The organism is Variovorax sp. RCC_210 (genome assembly GCF_041355175.1).
Taxonomy (GTDB): Bacteria; Pseudomonadota; Gammaproteobacteria; order Burkholderiales; family Burkholderiaceae_C; genus Variovorax.
The window spans coordinates 197,148-214,283 of sequence record NZ_JBFUPJ010000005.1; the positions used below are offsets into that span (position 1 = coordinate 197,148).

The 17,136-nt window shown below is 66.9% G+C and carries 17 protein-coding genes; 14 read left to right on the top strand and 3 right to left on the bottom strand.

Features of this window, described 5'->3' with window-relative positions:
- Positions 1-112 precede the first annotated feature (112 nt).
- Positions 113-1,135 carry a protein-methionine-sulfoxide reductase catalytic subunit MsrP gene (gene msrP / locus AB6807_RS17455; RefSeq protein WP_116912218.1) on the top strand — a complete coding sequence of 341 codons (1,023 nt, stop codon included), beginning with the start codon at positions 113-115 and terminating at the stop codon, positions 1,133-1,135.
- 28 nt (positions 1,136-1,163) lie between these two features.
- Positions 1,164-1,826, top strand: coding sequence for a sulfite oxidase heme-binding subunit YedZ (locus AB6807_RS17460; protein WP_286513332.1), 663 nt, complete (start codon positions 1,164-1,166; stop codon positions 1,824-1,826).
- Positions 1,827-1,853: 27 nt separating this feature from the next.
- On the opposite strand, the gene lysA is transcribed toward AB6807_RS17460, so the two are convergent.
- Both lysA and AB6807_RS17470 read right to left on the bottom strand, forming a co-directional pair.
- A complete protein-coding gene (gene lysA, locus AB6807_RS17465; RefSeq protein ID WP_371085535.1) occupies positions 1,854-3,140 on the bottom strand; it encodes a diaminopimelate decarboxylase in 1,287 nt (428 codons plus the stop codon).
- A complete protein-coding gene (locus tag AB6807_RS17470; RefSeq protein ID WP_371085536.1) occupies positions 3,137-3,406 on the bottom strand; it encodes a lipoprotein in 270 nt (89 codons plus the stop codon). The genes lysA and AB6807_RS17470 overlap by 4 nt, the downstream gene beginning before the upstream one ends.
- Positions 3,407-3,442: 36 nt before the next feature.
- Between AB6807_RS17470 and cyaY the strand changes: the two genes are divergently transcribed.
- Positions 3,443-3,775 carry an iron donor protein CyaY gene (cyaY, locus tag AB6807_RS17475; protein ID WP_116912214.1) on the top strand — a complete coding sequence of 111 codons (333 nt, stop codon included), beginning with the start codon at positions 3,443-3,445 and terminating at the stop codon, positions 3,773-3,775.
- 18 nt (positions 3,776-3,793) lie between these two features.
- Here the strand turns inward: cyaY and AB6807_RS17480 are convergent, their stop codons facing one another.
- A complete protein-coding gene (locus tag AB6807_RS17480; protein WP_371085537.1) occupies positions 3,794-6,202 on the bottom strand; it encodes a penicillin-binding protein 1A in 2,409 nt (802 codons plus the stop codon).
- Between the two features lie 240 nt (positions 6,203-6,442).
- Between AB6807_RS17480 and AB6807_RS17485 the strand changes: the two genes are divergently transcribed.
- The 11 genes from AB6807_RS17485 (at position 6,443) to AB6807_RS17535 (ending at position 17,119) form a co-directional block, all read left to right on the top strand.
- Entirely contained in the window at positions 6,443-7,522 is a 1,080-nt protein-coding gene (locus AB6807_RS17485; RefSeq protein WP_286513320.1) for a pilus assembly protein PilM, read from the top strand.
- On the top strand, positions 7,519-8,139 hold the full coding sequence (locus tag AB6807_RS17490; protein WP_116912211.1) for a PilN domain-containing protein: 621 nt from the start codon (positions 7,519-7,521) through the stop codon (positions 8,137-8,139). Before AB6807_RS17485 ends, AB6807_RS17490 begins: the two co-directional genes overlap by 4 nt.
- Positions 8,140-8,145: 6 nt before the next feature.
- Positions 8,146-8,823, top strand: a complete 678-nt coding sequence (locus tag AB6807_RS17495; protein WP_371085538.1) for a type 4a pilus biogenesis protein PilO — start codon at positions 8,146-8,148, stop codon at positions 8,821-8,823.
- The gene (locus AB6807_RS17500) at positions 8,820-9,362 is read left to right on the top strand and encodes a pilus assembly protein PilP (protein WP_116912210.1); all 543 of its coding nucleotides are present in this window, start codon (positions 8,820-8,822) and stop codon (positions 9,360-9,362) included. The genes AB6807_RS17495 and AB6807_RS17500 overlap by 4 nt, the downstream gene beginning before the upstream one ends.
- Positions 9,359-11,503, top strand: a complete 2,145-nt coding sequence (gene pilQ / locus AB6807_RS17505; protein ID WP_371085539.1) for a type IV pilus secretin PilQ — start codon at positions 9,359-9,361, stop codon at positions 11,501-11,503. Before AB6807_RS17500 ends, pilQ begins: the two co-directional genes overlap by 4 nt.
- Before the next feature lie 23 nt (positions 11,504-11,526).
- The gene (locus tag AB6807_RS17510) at positions 11,527-12,081 is read left to right on the top strand and encodes a shikimate kinase (protein WP_371085540.1); all 555 of its coding nucleotides are present in this window, start codon (positions 11,527-11,529) and stop codon (positions 12,079-12,081) included.
- A gap of 77 nt (positions 12,082-12,158) precedes the next feature.
- Entirely contained in the window at positions 12,159-13,268 is a 1,110-nt protein-coding gene (gene aroB, locus AB6807_RS17515) for a 3-dehydroquinate synthase (protein ID WP_371085541.1), read from the top strand.
- Positions 13,265-14,395, top strand: a complete 1,131-nt coding sequence (locus AB6807_RS17520) for a deoxyguanosinetriphosphate triphosphohydrolase (protein ID WP_371085542.1) — start codon at positions 13,265-13,267, stop codon at positions 14,393-14,395. Before aroB ends, AB6807_RS17520 begins: the two co-directional genes overlap by 4 nt.
- A 26-nt stretch (positions 14,396-14,421) precedes the next feature.
- A complete protein-coding gene (locus tag AB6807_RS17525) occupies positions 14,422-15,663 on the top strand; it encodes a CynX/NimT family MFS transporter (RefSeq protein WP_371085543.1) in 1,242 nt (413 codons plus the stop codon).
- The gene (locus tag AB6807_RS17530; RefSeq protein ID WP_371085544.1) at positions 15,660-16,235 is read left to right on the top strand and encodes a DUF1415 domain-containing protein; all 576 of its coding nucleotides are present in this window, start codon (positions 15,660-15,662) and stop codon (positions 16,233-16,235) included. Before AB6807_RS17525 ends, AB6807_RS17530 begins: the two co-directional genes overlap by 4 nt.
- The gene (locus AB6807_RS17535; protein WP_371085545.1) at positions 16,232-17,119 is read left to right on the top strand and encodes an SAM-dependent methyltransferase; all 888 of its coding nucleotides are present in this window, start codon (positions 16,232-16,234) and stop codon (positions 17,117-17,119) included. Before AB6807_RS17530 ends, AB6807_RS17535 begins: the two co-directional genes overlap by 4 nt.
- The last annotated feature ends 17 nt before the right edge of the window (positions 17,120-17,136 follow it).

The window sequence follows — 17,136 nt, forward strand, 5'->3', positions numbered from 1 at the left end:
AAGCTCGCGGGCTTTCGCGAAGAATTGAAACCACGCGCCGCGATGGCGCGTAACCAAACCAGGGCACGTCACGAACTACCCTGAGTACAACGATTCACGCGAAAGGCCTGTCATGTCGTTCCATTCCCGCCCGGTCCGCAAGAGCATCAGCAGCGACAACGGCTTCGTCCATCCGCTGTCGAGCGAGATCACCCCGCGCGCCGACTACGAAGGCCGCCGCGACCTGCTGAAGCTCATGGCCGGCGGCGCCGCCGGAGCCGCGCTGGCGGGCTTCGCCTCGCGCGAGGCGGTGGCGCAGACCGTGCGCCCGAACAAGCTCGAGGCACTGGCGGGCGCTAAGTCGGCGGTGCCCGGCGCCATGTCGATGGACAAGCTCACCGACTACAAGGACGCGTCCACCTACAACAACTACTACGAGTTCGGCACCGACAAGGCAGACCCGGCCAAGAACGCCGGCACGCTGAAGACGCGGCCCTGGACCGTGGAGATCGAAGGGCTGGTCAAGAAGCCGGGCAAGTACGGCATCGAAGACCTGCTGAAGCTCAGCGCGCAGGAAGAGCGCATCTACCGCCTGCGCTGCGTCGAGGGCTGGTCGATGGTGATTCCATGGGTCGGCTATTCGCTGGCGGAGCTGATCAAGAAGGTCGAGCCGCAAAGCGGCGCCAAGTTCGTCGAGTTCGTGACGCTGGCCGACCCCAAGACCATGCCCTTCGTCGGCTCGCGCGTGCTCGACTGGCCCTACACCGAAGGCTTGCGCATGGACGAGGCCATGCACCCGCTCACGCTGCTGGCCTTCGGCATGTACGGCGAGGTGCTGCCCAACCAGAATGGCGCGCCGGTGCGCCTGGTGGTGCCATGGAAGTACGGTTTCAAGTCGGCCAAGTCGATCGTGAAGATCCGCTTCGTCGACAAGGAGCCGAGCACCGCGTGGAACAAGGCGGCGGCCAATGAATACGGCTTCTATTCGAACGTGAACCCCAACGTCGACCATCCGCGCTGGAGCCAGGCCACCGAGCGGCGCATCGGCGACGGCGGCGGACTGTTCGCCAAGCGGCGCAAGACCGAGATGTTCAACGGCTACGAAGCCCAGGTCGGCCAGCTGTATGCGGGCATGGACCTGAAGAAGAACTTCTGAGCACGCGCGCCGCGCACTCGCCGCTCCCATGAACAAGCTGCTCATGCACCCGGCCAGCAAGCCGGTGGTGTTCCTGCTGTGCCTGCTGCCGTTCGCGTGGCTCGCCTACGGCGCGTTCACCGACGGGCTCGGCGCCAACCCGGCCGAGTACCTGATTCGCGCCACGGGCGACTGGACGCTGCGCTTCATCTGCATCGTGCTGGCAGTGACGCCGCTGCGGGTCATGACGAAGTGGAACGCGCTCGCGCGCTACCGCCGCATGCTGGGCCTGTTCGCGTACTTCTACGTGGTGGTGCACCTGCTGTGCTACAGCTGGTTCGACATGGGTTTCGAGTGGGGCGACATCGCGAAGGACATCGCGAAGCGGCCGTTCATCCTCGTGGGGTTCTCGGCCTTCGTGCTGCTCACGCCGCTGGCGGCCACGTCGTTCAACCGCGCGATCAAGGCGATGGGCGCTAGGCGCTGGCAGATGCTGCACAAGCTCGTCTACGTGATCGCGGGGCTCGGGCTGCTGCACTTTTTCTGGATGCGCGCGGGCAAGAACAACTTCGCCGAGGTGTTCATCTACGTCGCGATCATCGGGGTGCTGCTGGCGTGGCGCGTGTGGAACTTCGCGAGCAAGCGCAACAAGGCCAGGCAGCCTGCAGCGGGTGTGACACGCGGCGGCGAGAAGCCGCTGCGCACCCGCTGACCTTGCTTTAGTGGACTGAGACGGCGCTCAGCCGTCGATCTCTGCGCGCAGCTGGTCTTCCATCGTCTCGCGACGGCGGATCAGCTTGGCAGTGGCACCGCTCACCAGCACTTCGGCGGCACGTCCGCGCGTGTTGTAGTTGCTGGACATGCTCATGCAGTACGCCCCGGCCGACAGCACGGCCAGCATGTCGCCGGCCACCACATTGAGCGCGCGGTCGCGTCCGATCCAGTCGCCGCTTTCGCAGACCGGGCCCACCACGTCGTAGGTCGGTGCGTCTCCGGCGCGCGTGCGCAGCGGCACTATGCGCTGGAAGGCCTGGTACATGGCCGGGCGCGGCAGGTCGTTCATGGCCGCGTCGACGATGCAGAAATTCTTGTCTTCGCCGGGCTTGGTGTACAGCACCTCGGTCACGCACACGCCTGCATTGCCCACCAGCGAGCGGCCAGGCTCGATCACCAGCTTGCGCTGGCCGAAGCCGCGCGCGTCGAGCTTGGCGAGCAGCTGCTGCCAGAGGTCGTCTGCCTTGGGCGGCACTTCGCCGTTGTAGTCGATGCCCAGGCCGCCGCCGAAGTCCAGGTGATGGATGGGCACGCCGGCCGCCTCGATGGCCTCCACCAGGTCCAGCACGCGGTCGCAGGCGTCGAGGTAGGGCGAGGCTTCGGTGATCTGCGAGCCGATGTGGCAGTCGATGCCCACCACTTCCAGCCCGGGCAACTTCGCGGCGTGGCGATAGGCCTCGACCGCGCGGTCGTGCGCGATGCCAAACTTGTTGCCCTTCAGGCCCGTGGAGATGTACGGGTGCGTCTTCGGGTCGACGTTCGGATTGATGCGGATGCTGATCGGGGCACGGCCGCTTTCGGCCAGCGCCACTTCGTTGAGCACGTCGAGCTCGGCTTCGCTTTCCACGTTGAAGCAGGCGATGCCGGCCGCGAGGGCCTGGCGCATTTCGGCGCGGGTCTTGCCGACGCCCGAGAAGATGATCTTCTTCGGGTCGGCGCCCACGGCCAGCACGCGCGACAGCTCACCGCCCGAGACGATGTCGAAGCCGCAGCCGGCTTCCGCGAACACACGCAGCACGCCGAGGGACGAATTGGCTTTCATCGCGTAGCAGATGAGCGCGTCGCGGCCTTCGAAGCCGCGCTGGTAGGCGGCGAGGGCGTCGAGCATCCATTGCTTCGAGTAGACGAACAGGGGGGTGCCGTGTTCGCGGGCCAGCGCCTCGAGCGCGACGCCTTCGACATGCAGGGCGCCGTCGCGTTGGGCGATATGCGGCTGGCCGGGGAGGGAGGAGGAAGCTGAAACGGCTGTCACTTGCGCGGTTCCGTGGTGGTGCCGGCGGGGGCGCTGGCGGCTGAAGCCGGTGCGCTGGCTGCGGCAGCGGGTGCCGGGGCTGCGTCGCTGGACGAAGAGGGGGAGGGTCTCAGGCTGTCGGGGGTGATCAGCTGCGGCAAGGTGGCGCGTCCGGCGGCGGCGGGGTCGGTCGGGAGGTACAGCGGACCACGCTGTCCACAGGCGACCAGCCCGGCGGCGCCTGCGACGAGGCAGACCATGAGCGCAGCGCGGGGGCGGGTGCTCACTAGAATTTGGCGAACATTCAACATAGCGAAATTGTAATGACCGACATTGAGTACATGGACCGCGCCGAAGCAGCGCTCTCTGCCATCGAGCAGGGTTGCGACCGCATCAACGACGCGAGCGACGCCGACCTCGACAACCAGCGGGTGGGCGGGATGATCACGATTTCATTCCAGAACGGCAGCCAGTTGATCGTGAACCTGCAGAAGCCCCTGCAGGAAATCTGGCTTGCCGCGCGCTCCGGCGGCTACCACTACCGCCACGACGGCAAGGCCTGGGTGGACACCAAGACCGGCGAGGAATTCTTCGGCAACCTGTCGCGCGAAGCGACCCTGCAGGCAGGCCAGCCGCTGGTGTTCGCGGCCGCCTGATTCACTGACTCACCCGCGTCAGTTCCTGAACATGTCGAGGATGCGGTTGCGCTCTTCGGGCGGTGCCGGCGGGCTCACCGGCGCACCGGTGAGCGCCTCAGCAGGCGCCACCGGCGCTGCCTCCACGCCCAGGCTCGCCACGCCGCGGCCCGGTGCGTAGTCGTCGTAATACCACTCGCCCCCCACGCTCACGATGCCCGGCGGCGGGTTGGCCGACAGCTCGGTCACCGGCACGCCCTTGATGGCGGTTTCCATGAAGGTGATCCAGATCGGCAGGCTCAGGCCGCCACCCGTTTCACGGTCGCCCAGGTTGCGCGGCGTGTCGTAGCCGATCCACGAGATGGCCGTCATCGTCGGCTGGAAGCCGGCGAACCAGGCGTCGAGCGAGTCGTTGGTGGTGCCGGTCTTGCCGTAGAGGTCGGGGCGCTTGAGCATGGCCTGGGCCTTGGCCGCGGTGCCGGCGCGCGCCACCGAGTTCAGCAGCGTGTCCATGATGAAGGCGTTGCGCTGTGGAATGGCGCGGTTGGCCTCGTTGAGCAACGAAGGCTGCTTGTCGACCAGCACCTTGTCCTTGTGGTCGGTGATGCGGGTCACGAGGTACGGGTTGACGCGGTAGCCGCCATTGGCGAACACCGAGTAGCCCACCGCCATCTGCATCGGCGTGACCGAGCCCGCGCCCAGCGCCATCGGCAGGTAGGCCGGGTGCTTGTCCTTGTCGAAGCCGAAGTTGGTGATCCAGTCTTGCGCGTAGCGCGTGCCGATGGACTGCAGGATGCGGATCGACACGAGGTTCTTCGACTTCATCAGCGCGGTGCGCATCGTCATCGGGCCGTCGTAGCCGCCGCCGTAGTTCTTCGGCTCCCAGGGCTGGCCGCCGGTGGTGCCGGCATCGAAGAAGAGCGGACCGTCGTTGATGACGGTGGCGGGCGTGAAGCCCTTCTCGAGCGCCGCCGAATAGATGAAGGGCTTGAAGCTGGACCCCGGCTGGCGCCAGGCCTGCGTGACGTGGTTGAACTTGTTCTTGCCGAAGTCGAAGCCGCCGACCAGCGCCTTGATTGCACCGTCGCGCGGGTCCATGGCGACGAAGGCGCCTTCCACCTCGGGCAGCTGCGTGATTTCCCAGGTGTTCTTGGGCGTCTTCACCACGCGGATCACCGCGCCGCGGCGGATCTTGATGTTGGGCGGTGCCTTGTCCGAGAGGCCCGACTGCGCGGGCTTGAGTCCGTCGCCCGTGATCTGCACCGCATCGCCGTTGGCGCGCACGGCGTCGATCTGCTTGGCCGTGGCCTTGAGCACCACGGCGGCCATGACGTCGCCGTTGTCGGGGTGGTCGCTGAGCGCATCGTCCACGGCCTCGTCGACGTCCTTGGCGTCCGCCGGCAGGTCGACGAACTTCTCGGGGCCGCGATAGACCTGGCGGCGCTCGTAGTCCATGATGCCCTTGCGCAGCGACTTGTACGCGGCCGCCTGGTCGGCCGCCACCAGCGAGGTGTAGACCTTCAGGCCGCGCGTGTAGGTGCTGTCGCCGTACTGCGCGTACATGAGCTGGCGCACGGTTTCGGCGACGTACTCGGCGTGCAACCGGGTCGGGTCGGCGGCATCGCGCAGGTGCAGCTCTTCCTTCTTCGCCTCGGCCGCCTGCTCGGCGGTGATGAAGCCGGCGTCCTGCATGCGATCGATCACGTAGAACTGGCGCCCGCGCGCGCGCTGCGGGTTGTTCACCGGGTTGTTCGCGCCGGGGGCCTTGGGCAGGCCGGCGAGCATGGCCGCCTGCGCGATCGTGAGCTCCTGCAGCGGCTTGCCGAAATACGCCTCGGAGGCGGCGGCAAAGCCGTAGGCACGGTTGCCCAGGTAGATCTGGTTCAGGTAGATCTCGAAGATCTGGTCCTTGCTGAGCAGGTGCTCCAGCTTGAAGGTCAGCAGCACCTCGTAGATCTTGCGCGTCAGCGTCTTCTCGGAGCTGAGGTAGACGTTGCGCGCCACCTGCATCGTGATGGTCGACGCGCCTTGGCTCTTCACGCGGTTCATGTTGGCCAGGCCCGCGCGGACCATGCCCTTGTAGTCGACGCCGCCATGATCGTAGAAGCGGGTGTCTTCAGCGGCGAGCACCGCGTCTTTCACCACCTTCGGAATGGCGGAGATGGGCGTGAGGTTGCGACGCTCCTCGCCGAACTCGCCGATCAGGATGCCTTCGGCCGAGAACACCCGCAGCGGCAGCTTGGGCCGGTAGTCAGAGAGCTCGGTGATGTCGGGCAGGTTCGGATACGCGACCGCCAGCGCCACCGCCACCACGCACAGCACCGACAGCACGCCTGCAGCGGCAATGCCGAAGCCCCAGAAGAAAAGGCGCAAAAGCCATCTCAGCCAGGTCGGGCGTCGGGGGGGAGGGGTCTTGGCTGGCCCTTTGGGGCTTGATGTTTCTTGCATGGAGGGCCGGAGAGTCACCGGACATTATAAAAAGCCGCTCCCTTCCCACGATCCGATCTTTGTTGCCCTTGCATTGCCCTAATTCAAAAGTTACAAAATGCGGATTTGACGTCAGGTTTTGACAACGGATGTGTGTTTTGCGCCCCGGCGTTGCTTGGTAGGTGCTACGCCTGCTGCTAGCATGCAACCGAACGCAAATTTTTCTATTGGTTACAAATACAGGGGATAGAGGAACCTACCTTGGCTGCTCTTGGATCATTGTTTCGTCGTCAGAACGCTCCCCTGCTCGGGCTGGACGTCAGTTCGTCCAGCGTCAAGCTGGTTGAGCTCGGCCGTGAGGCCAGCGGCAAGCTGGTCCTGGAACGCTGCGCCATCGAACCCCTGGAACGTGGCTGGATCACCGACGGCAACGTCGAGAAGTTCGACGAGGTGGCGGAAGCCGTTCGCCGCGTCATTCGCAAGAGCGGCACCCGCACCCGCAATGTCGCGCTCGCGCTGCCGCCTTCGGCGGTGATCACCAAGAAGATCATTCTTCCCGGTGGCATGAGCGAACAGGAGCTCGAGATCCAGGTCGAGTCCGAAGCCAACCAGTACATCCCGTTCTCGCTGGACGAAGTGAGCCTCGACTTCTGCGTGACGGGTCCGAGCACCTCGTCGCCCGGCGACGTCGAAGTGCTGATCGCCGCGTCGCGAAAGGAAAAGGTCCAGGACCGCGAAGGCCTGGCCGAAGCCGCTGGCTTGAAGGCGATGATTCTCGACGTCGAGTCCTACGCCTCGCGCCTGGCCACAGCCCGCCTGATCGAGCAGTTGCCCGGCAAGGGCACCGACGCCATCGTCGCGCTGTTCGAAGTGGGCGCGTTCACCACCAGCATGCAGGTTCTGCGCAACCAGGAAGTGCTGTACGACCGCGACCAGGCCTTCGGCGGCGCGCAGCTCACGCAGCTGATCGTTCGCCAATACGGGTTCTCTGGCGAAGAGGCCGAAGCCAAGAAGCGCAACGGTGACCTCCCCGACGACTACGGCTCGGGCGTGCTCAAGCCCTTCGTGGAAAGCATCGCACAGGAAATTGCGCGCGCGCTGCAGTTCTTCTTCACCAGCACGCCGCACAACCGGGTGGACTACGTGCTGCTCGCGGGCGGCTCCGCATCGCTGCCCGGGCTGACCAATGCGGTGACCCGGCAGACCTCGTTCGCCTGCTCGCTGCTGAACCCCTTCGACGGCATGGAACTCAGCTCGAACATCCGCGAAAAGAAGGTTCGGCGCGAGGCGCCTTCCTATCTGACCTCATGCGGTCTGGCCATGCGGAGGTTCCTGCAGTGATCCTCATCAACCTCCTTCCCCACCGCGAAGCTGCACGCAAGAAGCGTCGCGAGGCGTTCTACGGCACCCTGGGCGGCGCGGCCGTTCTCGGCCTGCTGATTGCCGGGCTGGGCTACCTGTGGTTCGAAGCCCAGATCGCGGCTCAGCAATCGAAGAACGGCTTCCTGCAGGCCGAGATCAAGAAGCTCGAAGTCGAGATCAAGGAAATCTCGACGTTGCAGGAAGAAATCGCCGGCTTGCGCGCGCGCCAGCTGGCAGTCGAAGACCTGCAGGGCGACCGCAACCTGCCGGTGCATTTGCTCAACGAGCTGGTGCGGCAGTTGCCCGACGGTGTCTACCTGACCAACATGAAGCAGGAGAACCAGACCGTCACCCTGCAAGGCATGGCGCAATCGAACGAGCGCGTCTCCGAACTGCTGCGCAACCTGGGCAACAACAGCCCCTGGCTCGTCAAGCCTGAACTGGTCGAAATCACCTCGGCCAATGTCAACCTGAGCCAGCGCGACCAGCGCCGCGTCGCGAACTTCACGATGCGCATCGGCCTGAAGCGGCCCACCGACGCGCAGAAGGCCGCCGCCGACAAGGCCTTGGCCGCAGCGGCGCAGACCAAGGGGTAATCGATCATGGCAAGCAATCGCCCCTCCCAGAAAGTAGATGTCGCCGCGGCGCTCCGCCGTTTCGGCGACCAGTTCCGCGGACTCAATCCGAACGATCCGTCGATGTGGCCGACGGTGCCTCGCTACGCGCTGTGCCTGGCCGTGACCGCGCTGGTGCTGGTCGCCCTGTGGTTCGTCTGGCTGACCAATTCGAACGACGAACTCGAAAGCGAGCGCAGCAAGGAAGTCGCGCTCAAGGCCGACTACTCGAAGAAGGTGGCGCAGGCCGCCAACCTCGAGCTGCTGAAGAAGCAGCGCGAGCAGGTGCAGCAATACGTGACCTTGCTCGAGAAGCAATTGCCCAGCAAGGCGGAAATGGACGCGCTGCTCTCGGACATCAACCAGGCGGGCCTTGGTCGCAGCCTGCAGTTCGAGCTGTTCCGCCCGGGCCAGGTGTCGGTGAAGGACTATTACGCCGAGCTGCCGATCGCTGTGCGCGTTACCGGTCGCTATCACGACATGGGGGCCTTCGTGGCCGACGTGGCGGCGCTGTCGCGCATCGTGACGCTGAACAACATCACGGTCACGCCGCAGAAGGACAAGGACATGCTGACGATGGACACCACGGCGCGCACCTTCCGCTACCTTGATGACGACGAGCGGGCCGCACAGAAACGGGCCGCCACGCAGAAGGTGAAAAAGTGAAGGCCGTAGCCAAGATTCTCTGGCTGACGCTGGCTGCTTTGGGGTTGAGCGCCTGCGAATCCGATCAGGGTGAGACGCAGCGCTGGATGGCCGAGCAGCGCGCACAGGTCAAGCCTTCGGTGCCGCCGATCACCGCCCCGAAGAAGTTCACGCCGCAGGCCTACACCGAGGCCACCTCGTTCGAGCCCTTCAACATATTGAAGCTGACGCAGGCGCTGCGCCGCGAGTCGAACCAGCCCACCACGTCGGAGCTGATCGCGCCGGAACTTGCACGCCGCAAAGAGGCGCTCGAAGCCTTCCCGCTCGACGCCATTGCCATGGTGGGCAGCATGAACCGCAACAGCCAGCCGGTGGCGCTGGTCCGCGTCGACAAGCTCCTCTACAAGGTGCGCGTCGGCGAGTACCTGGGACTCAACTACGGGCGCATCACCCGTATCAACGAAACCGAAGTCGGCCTGCGCGAGATCGTGCAGGACGCGGCCGGTGAATGGATCGAGCGCGTCGCAACGCTGCAGCTGCAAGAGAGTGGAAAGAAATGAACCCCAAAAATTCCAAAATGGCACAGTGGCTGCGCGCGGCAGGACTGGGTCTGCTGGCCTTCGGTGCACTGGCCGCAGCCCATGCTCAAAACGCCATCGAGGCGGTGACCAGTTCCACGCAATCCGGCGCGGAGGTGGTTCGCATCGATCTCGCGCAACCGCTCACGGCCGTGCCAGCTGGCTTTGCCGTTCAGACGCCTGCGCGCATCGCGCTCGACTTCCCGGGCGTCACGAACGGCATCGGCCGTTCCGCCATTGAAGTGAACCAGGGCAACCTTCGTTCCGTCAACGTGGTCCAGGTGGGTGAGCGCAGCCGCGTGGTGCTGAACCTGAAGCAGGCCACGGCTTACAAGGCAGAGATTCAAGGCAAGTCGCTGCTGGTCGTTCTCGAGCCTGCGGCGGGCGCGGCGCTCGCCACGTCCGCGGCAACGGCATTCGCCGAGAACCGCAACCGCGACACGCTGCCGCTGCGGGACGTCGACTTCCGGCTCGGCAGCGACAGCACAGGCCGCGTGATCGTCGATCTTCCGAACAACCAGGTCGGCGTGGACGTCAAGCAACAGGGCAAGAACCTGGTCGTCGAGTTCACCAAGTCGACGCTGCCCGAAGGCCTGCGCCGCCGCCTCGACGTTGCCGATTTCGGCACGCCCGTGCAGCTCATCACCTCGCAGCAGTCGGGCGATCGCGTCCGCATGACGATCGAAGGCAGGGGCGACTGGGAGCACAGCGCCTACCAGAGCGAAAACCAGTTCGTGGTCGAAATGCGCGCCCGCAAGGTCGACCCGACGAAGCTGACCCAAGGCGTGGGCTACAACGGCGAGAAGCTATCGCTCAACTTCCAGAACATCGAGATCCGCTCGCTGCTGCAGGTGATCGCCGACTTCACGAACTTCAACATCGTGACCTCGGACTCCGTGACTGGCGCGCTGACGCTGCGGCTGAAGGATGTGCCGTGGGACCAGGCGCTCGACATCATCATGCAGGCGAAGAACCTGGGCATGCGCAAGAACGGCAGCGTGCTGTGGATCGCGCCCAAGGACGAACTGAACGCCAAGGAAAAGCTCGAGTTCGAGGCGAAGGCCGCGATTGAAAACCTGGAGCCGCTGCGCACGCAGTCATTTCAGCTCAACTACACCAAGGCACTAGTCATTGCGCAAGGCCTGACCGGGACGGGAGCCTCCGCAGGCGGTTCCGGTGGCGGCGGTGCAAGCGGCACGGCGACCCGTATCCTGAGCCCGCGCGGCAGTGTGATTGCCGAGTCGCGCACGAACCAGCTCTTCGTGTCCGACATTCCGTCTCGCCTTGCGCAGGTTTCCGAGTTGATCCAGAAGCTGGACATTCCCGTTCGCCAGGTGCTGATCGAGGCCCGGATCGTCGAGGCGTCCGACACCTTCGGCAAGTCGCTGGGCGTCAAGCTCGGTGGCGGCATCGCCGGTGAGCGTTTTGCTTCCTCGGCCGGCAACCGTGCCTTTGCCAACGTCGGGACGATCCCGACGTCGAACAGCACCGGGGGCTCTTCCAGTACCTTCACCAACTCCAACTTCGTCAACCTCCCCGCAGGCGACGCTGGCGGCACCGGTAACGCGGCAGGCACCTTCGCGATTTCGTTGTTCAACTCCAGCTTCTCGCGCATGCTGAACCTGGAAATCTCCGCGCTCGAAGCCGACGGCAAGGGCAAGCTGGTGTCCAGCCCCCGCGTCATCACGGCCGACCAGACGAAGGCGCTGATCGAGCAGGGTGAAGAAATTCCGTACCAGCAGGCCACGTCCAGCGGCGCGACCTCGATCTCGTTCCGCAAGGCGGTGCTGAAGCTCGAAGTGACGCCGCAGATCACGCCCGAAGGCAACATCATCCTCACGCTGGACGTGAGCAAGGACGCCCGCGGCGTGAACACCTCGGCGGGCCCGGCCATCAACACCAAGCACGTGCAGACCGAGGTGCTGGTGGAGAACGGCGGCACGGTCGTCATCGGTGGTATCTTCGAGCTCACCGAAACCAATGACGAATCGCGCGTGCCGGTGCTGGGTGAAGTGCCCTACTTGGGTGCACTGTTCCGCAAGCGCGAACGCGTTGCCAACAAGACCGAAATGCTCGTCTTTATCACCCCGAAGATGATTACCGACCGCAACGCCGCGCGCTGACGCGCGGGCGTAGCAGCCACCGCGTGGCGGTCGCACTCGTCGGTTTGCCCGGCGCCGGAAAATCCGCAGTGGGTCGGCGCCTGGGAATGCGGCTGGACCTTCCTTTCATCGACACCGATCACGTGATCGAGCAACGCATCGGCTGCTCGATCCGCGATTACTTCGACCGCGAGGGCGAAGCCTCCTTCCGCGACCTCGAGCAGAACGTGATCGCCGACCTGGCCGCCAGCGCCGAGGGCGTGCTGGCCACCGGTGGGGGCGCGGTGCTCAGGGAGGCCAACCGCAACCAGTTGCGCGATCACTTCCACGTGATCTACCTCCGGTCCTCCCCCGAAGACCTGTTCCGGCGACTGCGCCACGACGTCAAGCGGCCCTTGCTCCAGGTGGCCGATCCGCTGGGCCGGTTGCGGGAGCTGCACGACGCGCGCGACCCGTTCTACCGGGAAACCGCCCACGACGTGGTCGACACCGGTCGGCCCTCCATCGCCATGCTGGTGAACATCATCGTGATGCAGTTGGAGCTGGCCGGCATCGTCGAGCCCGGCGCCCATCCCGAAGAGCCTGGCGCCGGAGCCTGAGTCCGCAGCCGGCTCGGCTCGGTCGGTCGGTCGATGCGGGTCAGCCGGCCCCGGCCGCAGCGCCTAAACTCGCTGCCATGTCTTTGCCCGTACTTTCCGCTTCGCCAGAACGCGTCGACATCCAGCTCGGCGACCGCAGCTACCCGATCCTCATCGGCGCCGGCCTGCTCGACGACCCCCGGAATTTCGCCGCCGCGCCGGCCGCCGCTTCCGCCCTGATCGTCAGCAACACCACGGTGGCGCCGCTCTACGCCAAGGCACTGAAGGCCGCGCTGGCGGGCCGCTATCGCACGGTTCACCTGCTCGAGTTGCCCGACGGCGAAATGCACAAGAACCTGCAGACGCTGAACCTGATCTTCGACGCCCTTCTGGGCCACGGCAGCGACCGCAAGACGGTGCTGTTCGCCCTGGGTGGCGGCGTGGTGGGCGACATGACCGGCTTTGCCGCCGCCAGCTACATGCGCGGCGTGCCTTTCATCCAGGTGCCGACCACCCTGCTGGCGCAGGTCGATTCGTCGGTTGGCGGCAAGACGGCCATCAACCATCCGCTGGGCAAGAACATGATCGGCGCGTTCTACCAGCCTCAGCTGGTGGTGTGCGACCTGTCCACGCTGCAGACGCTGCCCCCGCGCGAGTTGAGCGCCGGGCTGGCCGAGGTCATCAAGTACGGGCCGATCCACGACATGGCCTTTTTCGACTGGATCGAGGCCAACGTCGATGCGCTGGTGGCGCGTGACCCGGCCGCGCTGGCCTACGCCGTGAAGCGCAGCTGCGAGATCAAGGCGCTGGTGGTCGGGCAGGACGAGCGCGAGACCGGCCTGCGCGCCATTCTGAATTTCGGCCACACCTTCGGCCACGCGATCGAGTCGGGGCTGGGCTACGGCGAGTGGCTGCACGGCGAGGGCGTCGGCTGCGGCATGGTCATGGCGGCGCACCTGTCGCAACGGCTGGGCGGCGTGGATGCGGCCTTTGTCGAGCGGCTCACGCGGCTGATCCAGCGTGCCGGGCTGCCGACCGTCGGCCCGGCACTCGGCGCGGACCGCTACCTGGAGCTGATGCGCGTCGACAAGAAATCGGAAGCCGGCGAGATCCGCTTCGTGGTGATAGACAAGCCCGGCTCGGCCGTGGTCCGCAGTGCGCCCGACGCGCTGGTGCGCGAAGTGCTCGCGCGGTGCTGCGAGGGATGAGCCTCGCGGCCTATGCCTGCCAGCCCGCGCGCTCGCGCGGCCGTCGGCATGCCGAGCCGCCCGCGCCCACGCGCGATGTGTTCCAGCGCGACCGCGACCGCATCGTGCACTCCACCGCGTTCCGCCGGCTGGTCTACAAGACTCAGGTGTTCCTGAACCACGAGGGCGACCTGTTTCGCACGCGGCTCACGCACTCGCTCGAAGTGGCGCAACTGGGCCGCTCCATTGCCCGGGCCCTGCGCATCAACGAAGACCTGGTCGAGGCGATTGCCCTGGCGCACGACCTGGGCCACACGCCCTTCGGCCATGCCGGGCAGGACGCGCTGAACGCCTGCATGGCCGGCCACGGCGGCTTCGAGCACAACCTGCAGAGCCTGCGGGTGGTCGATGCGCTGGAGCACCGCTATCCGCAGTACGACGGCCTGAACCTCAGCTTCGAGACCCGCGAGGGCATCCTGAAGCACTGCTCGCGCGCGAACGCCGAGCGCATCGAGGCGGCCGAGCCCGGCGGCGTGGCGCGGCGCTTTCTGGACCGCACGCAGCCCGGCCTCGAGGCCCAGCTGTGCAACCTGGCCGACGCCATCGCCTACAACGCGCACGACATCGACGACGGCGTGCGTTCGGGCCTCATCAGCGTCGAGCAACTGGGCGACGTGGAATTGTTCGAACGCTACCGCCGCGAGGCGCTCGCCGAATACCCGCAGCTGCACGGCCGTCGCGTGCTGTACGAAACCATCCGGCGCATGCTGAGCGCGCAGGTCTACGACGTGATCGACGCCACGCGTGCCGCCCTGGAAGCCCTGGCGCCCGCCGATGCCGACGCGGTGCGCCAAGCGCCGCCCGTCGTGGCCTTCAGCGAGGGCATGCAGGCGCAATCGGAAGACCTGAAGCGCTTTTTGTTCCGCAACCTCTACCGGCACTCGCAGGTCACGCAGACCACCGACCAGGCGCAGCAGGTGGTGCGCGAGCTGTTCGACGCCTACCTCGCGCGCAGCACGGAAATGCCCGATTCCTATGCCGAGCGCGACGACAGGCACCGCGCGGTCGCCGACTACATCGCCGGCATGACCGACCGTTTCGCCATGCGCGAGCACGAGCGGCTCACTGGCCGCCGGGGCATCGCGTGAGCCAAGCCGACACTGCGCGACCGCGCGTGCCGGTCGCCGTCTTCGCCGTGCTGCTGGGCGGCGTGAGCGGCGCCTTGCACCTGGGCAAGCTGCCGCCCGCGGTGCCGGCGTTGCAGGCCTCGCTGGGCATCGGCCTTGTGGAGGCCGGCTTCCTGCTGTCGCTGGTGCAGGTCGCGAGCATGACGCTGGGCCTGGTCGCCGGCCTGGCCGCCGACAGCATCGGCCTGCGCCGCAGCATGCTGACCGGGCTCGGTGTGTTGACGGTCGCCAGCCTGTTGGGCGGGCTGGTCGGCCAGGGTGCAGCGGGTGCGGTGGGCGGTGCGCACGCCGTCGAATGGCTGCTGGTGTTGCGCGCCATTGAAGGTATCGGTTTCCTGCTGGCCGTGATGCCCGGGCCGGGGCTGATTCGCGCCCTGACGCCGCCGGGCGCCGACAAGGCTGCCCTGGGGTTGTGGGGCGCCTACATGCCGCTGGGCGTGGCGCTGGCGCTGCTGCTGGGGCCGGCGTTGATCGCCTGGGGCGGATGGCCCGACTGGTGGTGGGCGTTGTCGCTCGTCTCGGCGCTCGCCGCGTTCTGGGTGTGGCTGGCGGTGCCGGCCGACCGGCTTCGCGCGGCGGCGCCCGGAAGCGTGTCGACCGGCTGGACCTCGCGCCTGCGCGCCACCGTCGGCGCCCGCGCCCCCTGGTTGGTCGGCCTGACCTTCGCGGTGTACTCCTCGCAATGGATGGCGGTGATCGGCTTCCTGCCGGCCATCTACGCCGGCGCCGGCGTGCCGCCCGCCTGGAACGCGGTGCTGACCGCGCTGGCCGCGGCCATGAACATCGTCGGCAACATCGCGGGCGGGCGCTGGCTGCAGCGCGGCGTGGCGCCGCAGCGCCTGCTGCAGTTCGGCTTCCTGACCATGGCGCTGGGTGGCGTGGCCGCCTTCGCGCAGCTGGGGCAGGGCGCGGACGCGCTGGGCCTGCCGCCCGCGCTGCGCTACATCGCGGTCTGCGCGTTCTCGCTGGGTGGCGGCATGGTGCCGGCCACGCTGTTCTTTCTCGGTGTGCGCCTGGCGCCCGGGCCGTCCACCGTGTCCACGACCATCGGCCTGATGCAGCAGGCGTCCTCGCTGGGCCAGTTCCTGGCGCCGCCCGCCGTGGCCTGGCTGGCCCACCGCGTCGGCGGCTGGCACTGGACGTGGGCGGCCACGCTGGCCTGCTCGCTGGTCGGCATGGCGGTCGCGCGGCGCCTGGGGCGGATTCGCCCTGCCGCGGAGATGGCATGAGCGGCATGGCGACAATAGCCCCCCTCCAGGCCGAAGCCGACATGCGGCGCTGGCTGGAGCGCGCCGTGCTCGGCCTCAACCTGTGCCCGTTCGCGAAGGCCGTGCACGTGAAAGGCCAGATCCACTACGCCGTGTACGAGAGCGCCGACCCGGCCGACCTGATGGACGCGTTGCTGTCCCAGGCCGAAGCGCTCGCGGCGCTGGACGCCTCCGAGCGCGACACCACCCTCTTGATTGCACCGAACACCTTGGCCGACTTCCTGGACTTCAACGACTTCACGGCGCGCGCCGAGCGCCGGCTCGCGCGCGCCGGCTACGAGGGCGTGTTCCAGCTGGCCAGCTTTCATCCGCGGTTCCAGTTCGCCGGCACCGAGGCCGACGACATCGGCAACGCCACCAACCGCGCGCCGTACCCCACGCTGCACCTGCTGCGCGAAGACAGCGTCGGCCGCGCGGTCGATGCCTTTCCAGACGCCGAAACGATCTTCGAGCGCAACATAGACACCCTCGAGGCGCTGGGCCCCCAAGGCTGGGCGGCGCTGGACGTCGGCCCCGGGAGTGCCAAGCCATGAACATGAAGACCGCCACCAAAGAAGCAAAGACGAACAAGGCCGCCAAGGCGGACACCGAACTGGCCGAGGTGCTCAAGCCCGGCCAGTCGGTCGAGCTGCTGAAGGAGCTGCACATCCTCACCCGCGAGGGCCGGCTCAACCAGGACTCGCGCCGCAAGCTCAAGCAGGTCTACCACCTGTTCCAGTTCATCGAGCAACTGCTGCGCGAGCTGCCCGAAGAGGGCGCGGGCGCCACGCTGGCCGACCATGGGGCGGGCAAGTCGTACCTCGGCTTCATCATCTACGACCTGTTCTTCCGCGCGCGGCAGGGCGGCGGCCACGTCTACGGCATCGAGACGCGCGGCGAGCTGGTCGAGCGCTCGCGCGCGCTGGCGCAGCGCCTGGGCTTCGAGCGCATGTCGTTCCTGAACCTCACGGTGGCCGAGTCGGCGCAGGCGAGCGAGTTGCCCGCGCAGATCGACGTGGTCACCGCGCTGCACGCCTGCGACACCGCCACCGACGACGCCATCGCCTTCGGCCTGGCCAAGAAGGCGCGCTGCATGGTGCTGGTGCCCTGCTGCCAGGCCGAGGTGGCCGCCTGCCTGCGCGAGACCAAGGCGCTGGCGCTCTCGCGCACGCCGCTGGCCGAGCTGTGGCGCCATCCGCTGCACACCCGCGAGATCGGCAGCCAGCTGACCAACGTGCTGCGCTGCCTGTACCTGGAGGCCAACGGCTACAGCGTCACCGTCACCGAGCTGGTGGGCTGGGAGCACAGCATGAAGAACGAGTTGATCCTGGCGCGCTACACCGGCAAGCGAAAGGCCAGCGCGGCGACCCGGCTGCGCGAGCTGCTGGCGCAGTTCGGGCTCGACGCGCTGGGCGACACGCGCTTTCGCCTGGCCTGAGCGGCGGCGCAGCCCAC

What these genes read in the sequence shown, in the direction of transcription:
- msrP (WP_116912218.1), top strand. Translation starts at nt 113, where the DNA reads ATGTCGTTCCATTCCCGCCCGGTCCGCAAGAGCATCAGCAGCGACAAC.
- AB6807_RS17480 (WP_371085537.1), bottom strand. Translation starts at nt 6,202, where the DNA reads ATGCAAGAAACATCAAGCCCCAAAGGGCCAGCCAAGACCCCTCCCCCC.
- AB6807_RS17535 (WP_371085545.1), top strand. Translation starts at nt 16,232, where the DNA reads ATGAACATGAAGACCGCCACCAAAGAAGCAAAGACGAACAAGGCCGCC.
- AB6807_RS17520 (WP_371085542.1), top strand. Translation starts at nt 13,265, where the DNA reads ATGAGCCTCGCGGCCTATGCCTGCCAGCCCGCGCGCTCGCGCGGCCGT.
- AB6807_RS17530 (WP_371085544.1), top strand. Translation starts at nt 15,660, where the DNA reads ATGAGCGGCATGGCGACAATAGCCCCCCTCCAGGCCGAAGCCGACATG.
- cyaY (WP_116912214.1), top strand. Translation starts at nt 3,443, where the DNA reads ATGACCGACATTGAGTACATGGACCGCGCCGAAGCAGCGCTCTCTGCC.
- aroB (WP_371085541.1), top strand. Translation starts at nt 12,159, where the DNA reads ATGTCTTTGCCCGTACTTTCCGCTTCGCCAGAACGCGTCGACATCCAG.
- AB6807_RS17495 (WP_371085538.1), top strand. Translation starts at nt 8,146, where the DNA reads ATGGCAAGCAATCGCCCCTCCCAGAAAGTAGATGTCGCCGCGGCGCTC.
- pilQ (WP_371085539.1), top strand. Translation starts at nt 9,359, where the DNA reads ATGAACCCCAAAAATTCCAAAATGGCACAGTGGCTGCGCGCGGCAGGA.
- AB6807_RS17460 (WP_286513332.1), top strand. Translation starts at nt 1,164, where the DNA reads ATGAACAAGCTGCTCATGCACCCGGCCAGCAAGCCGGTGGTGTTCCTG.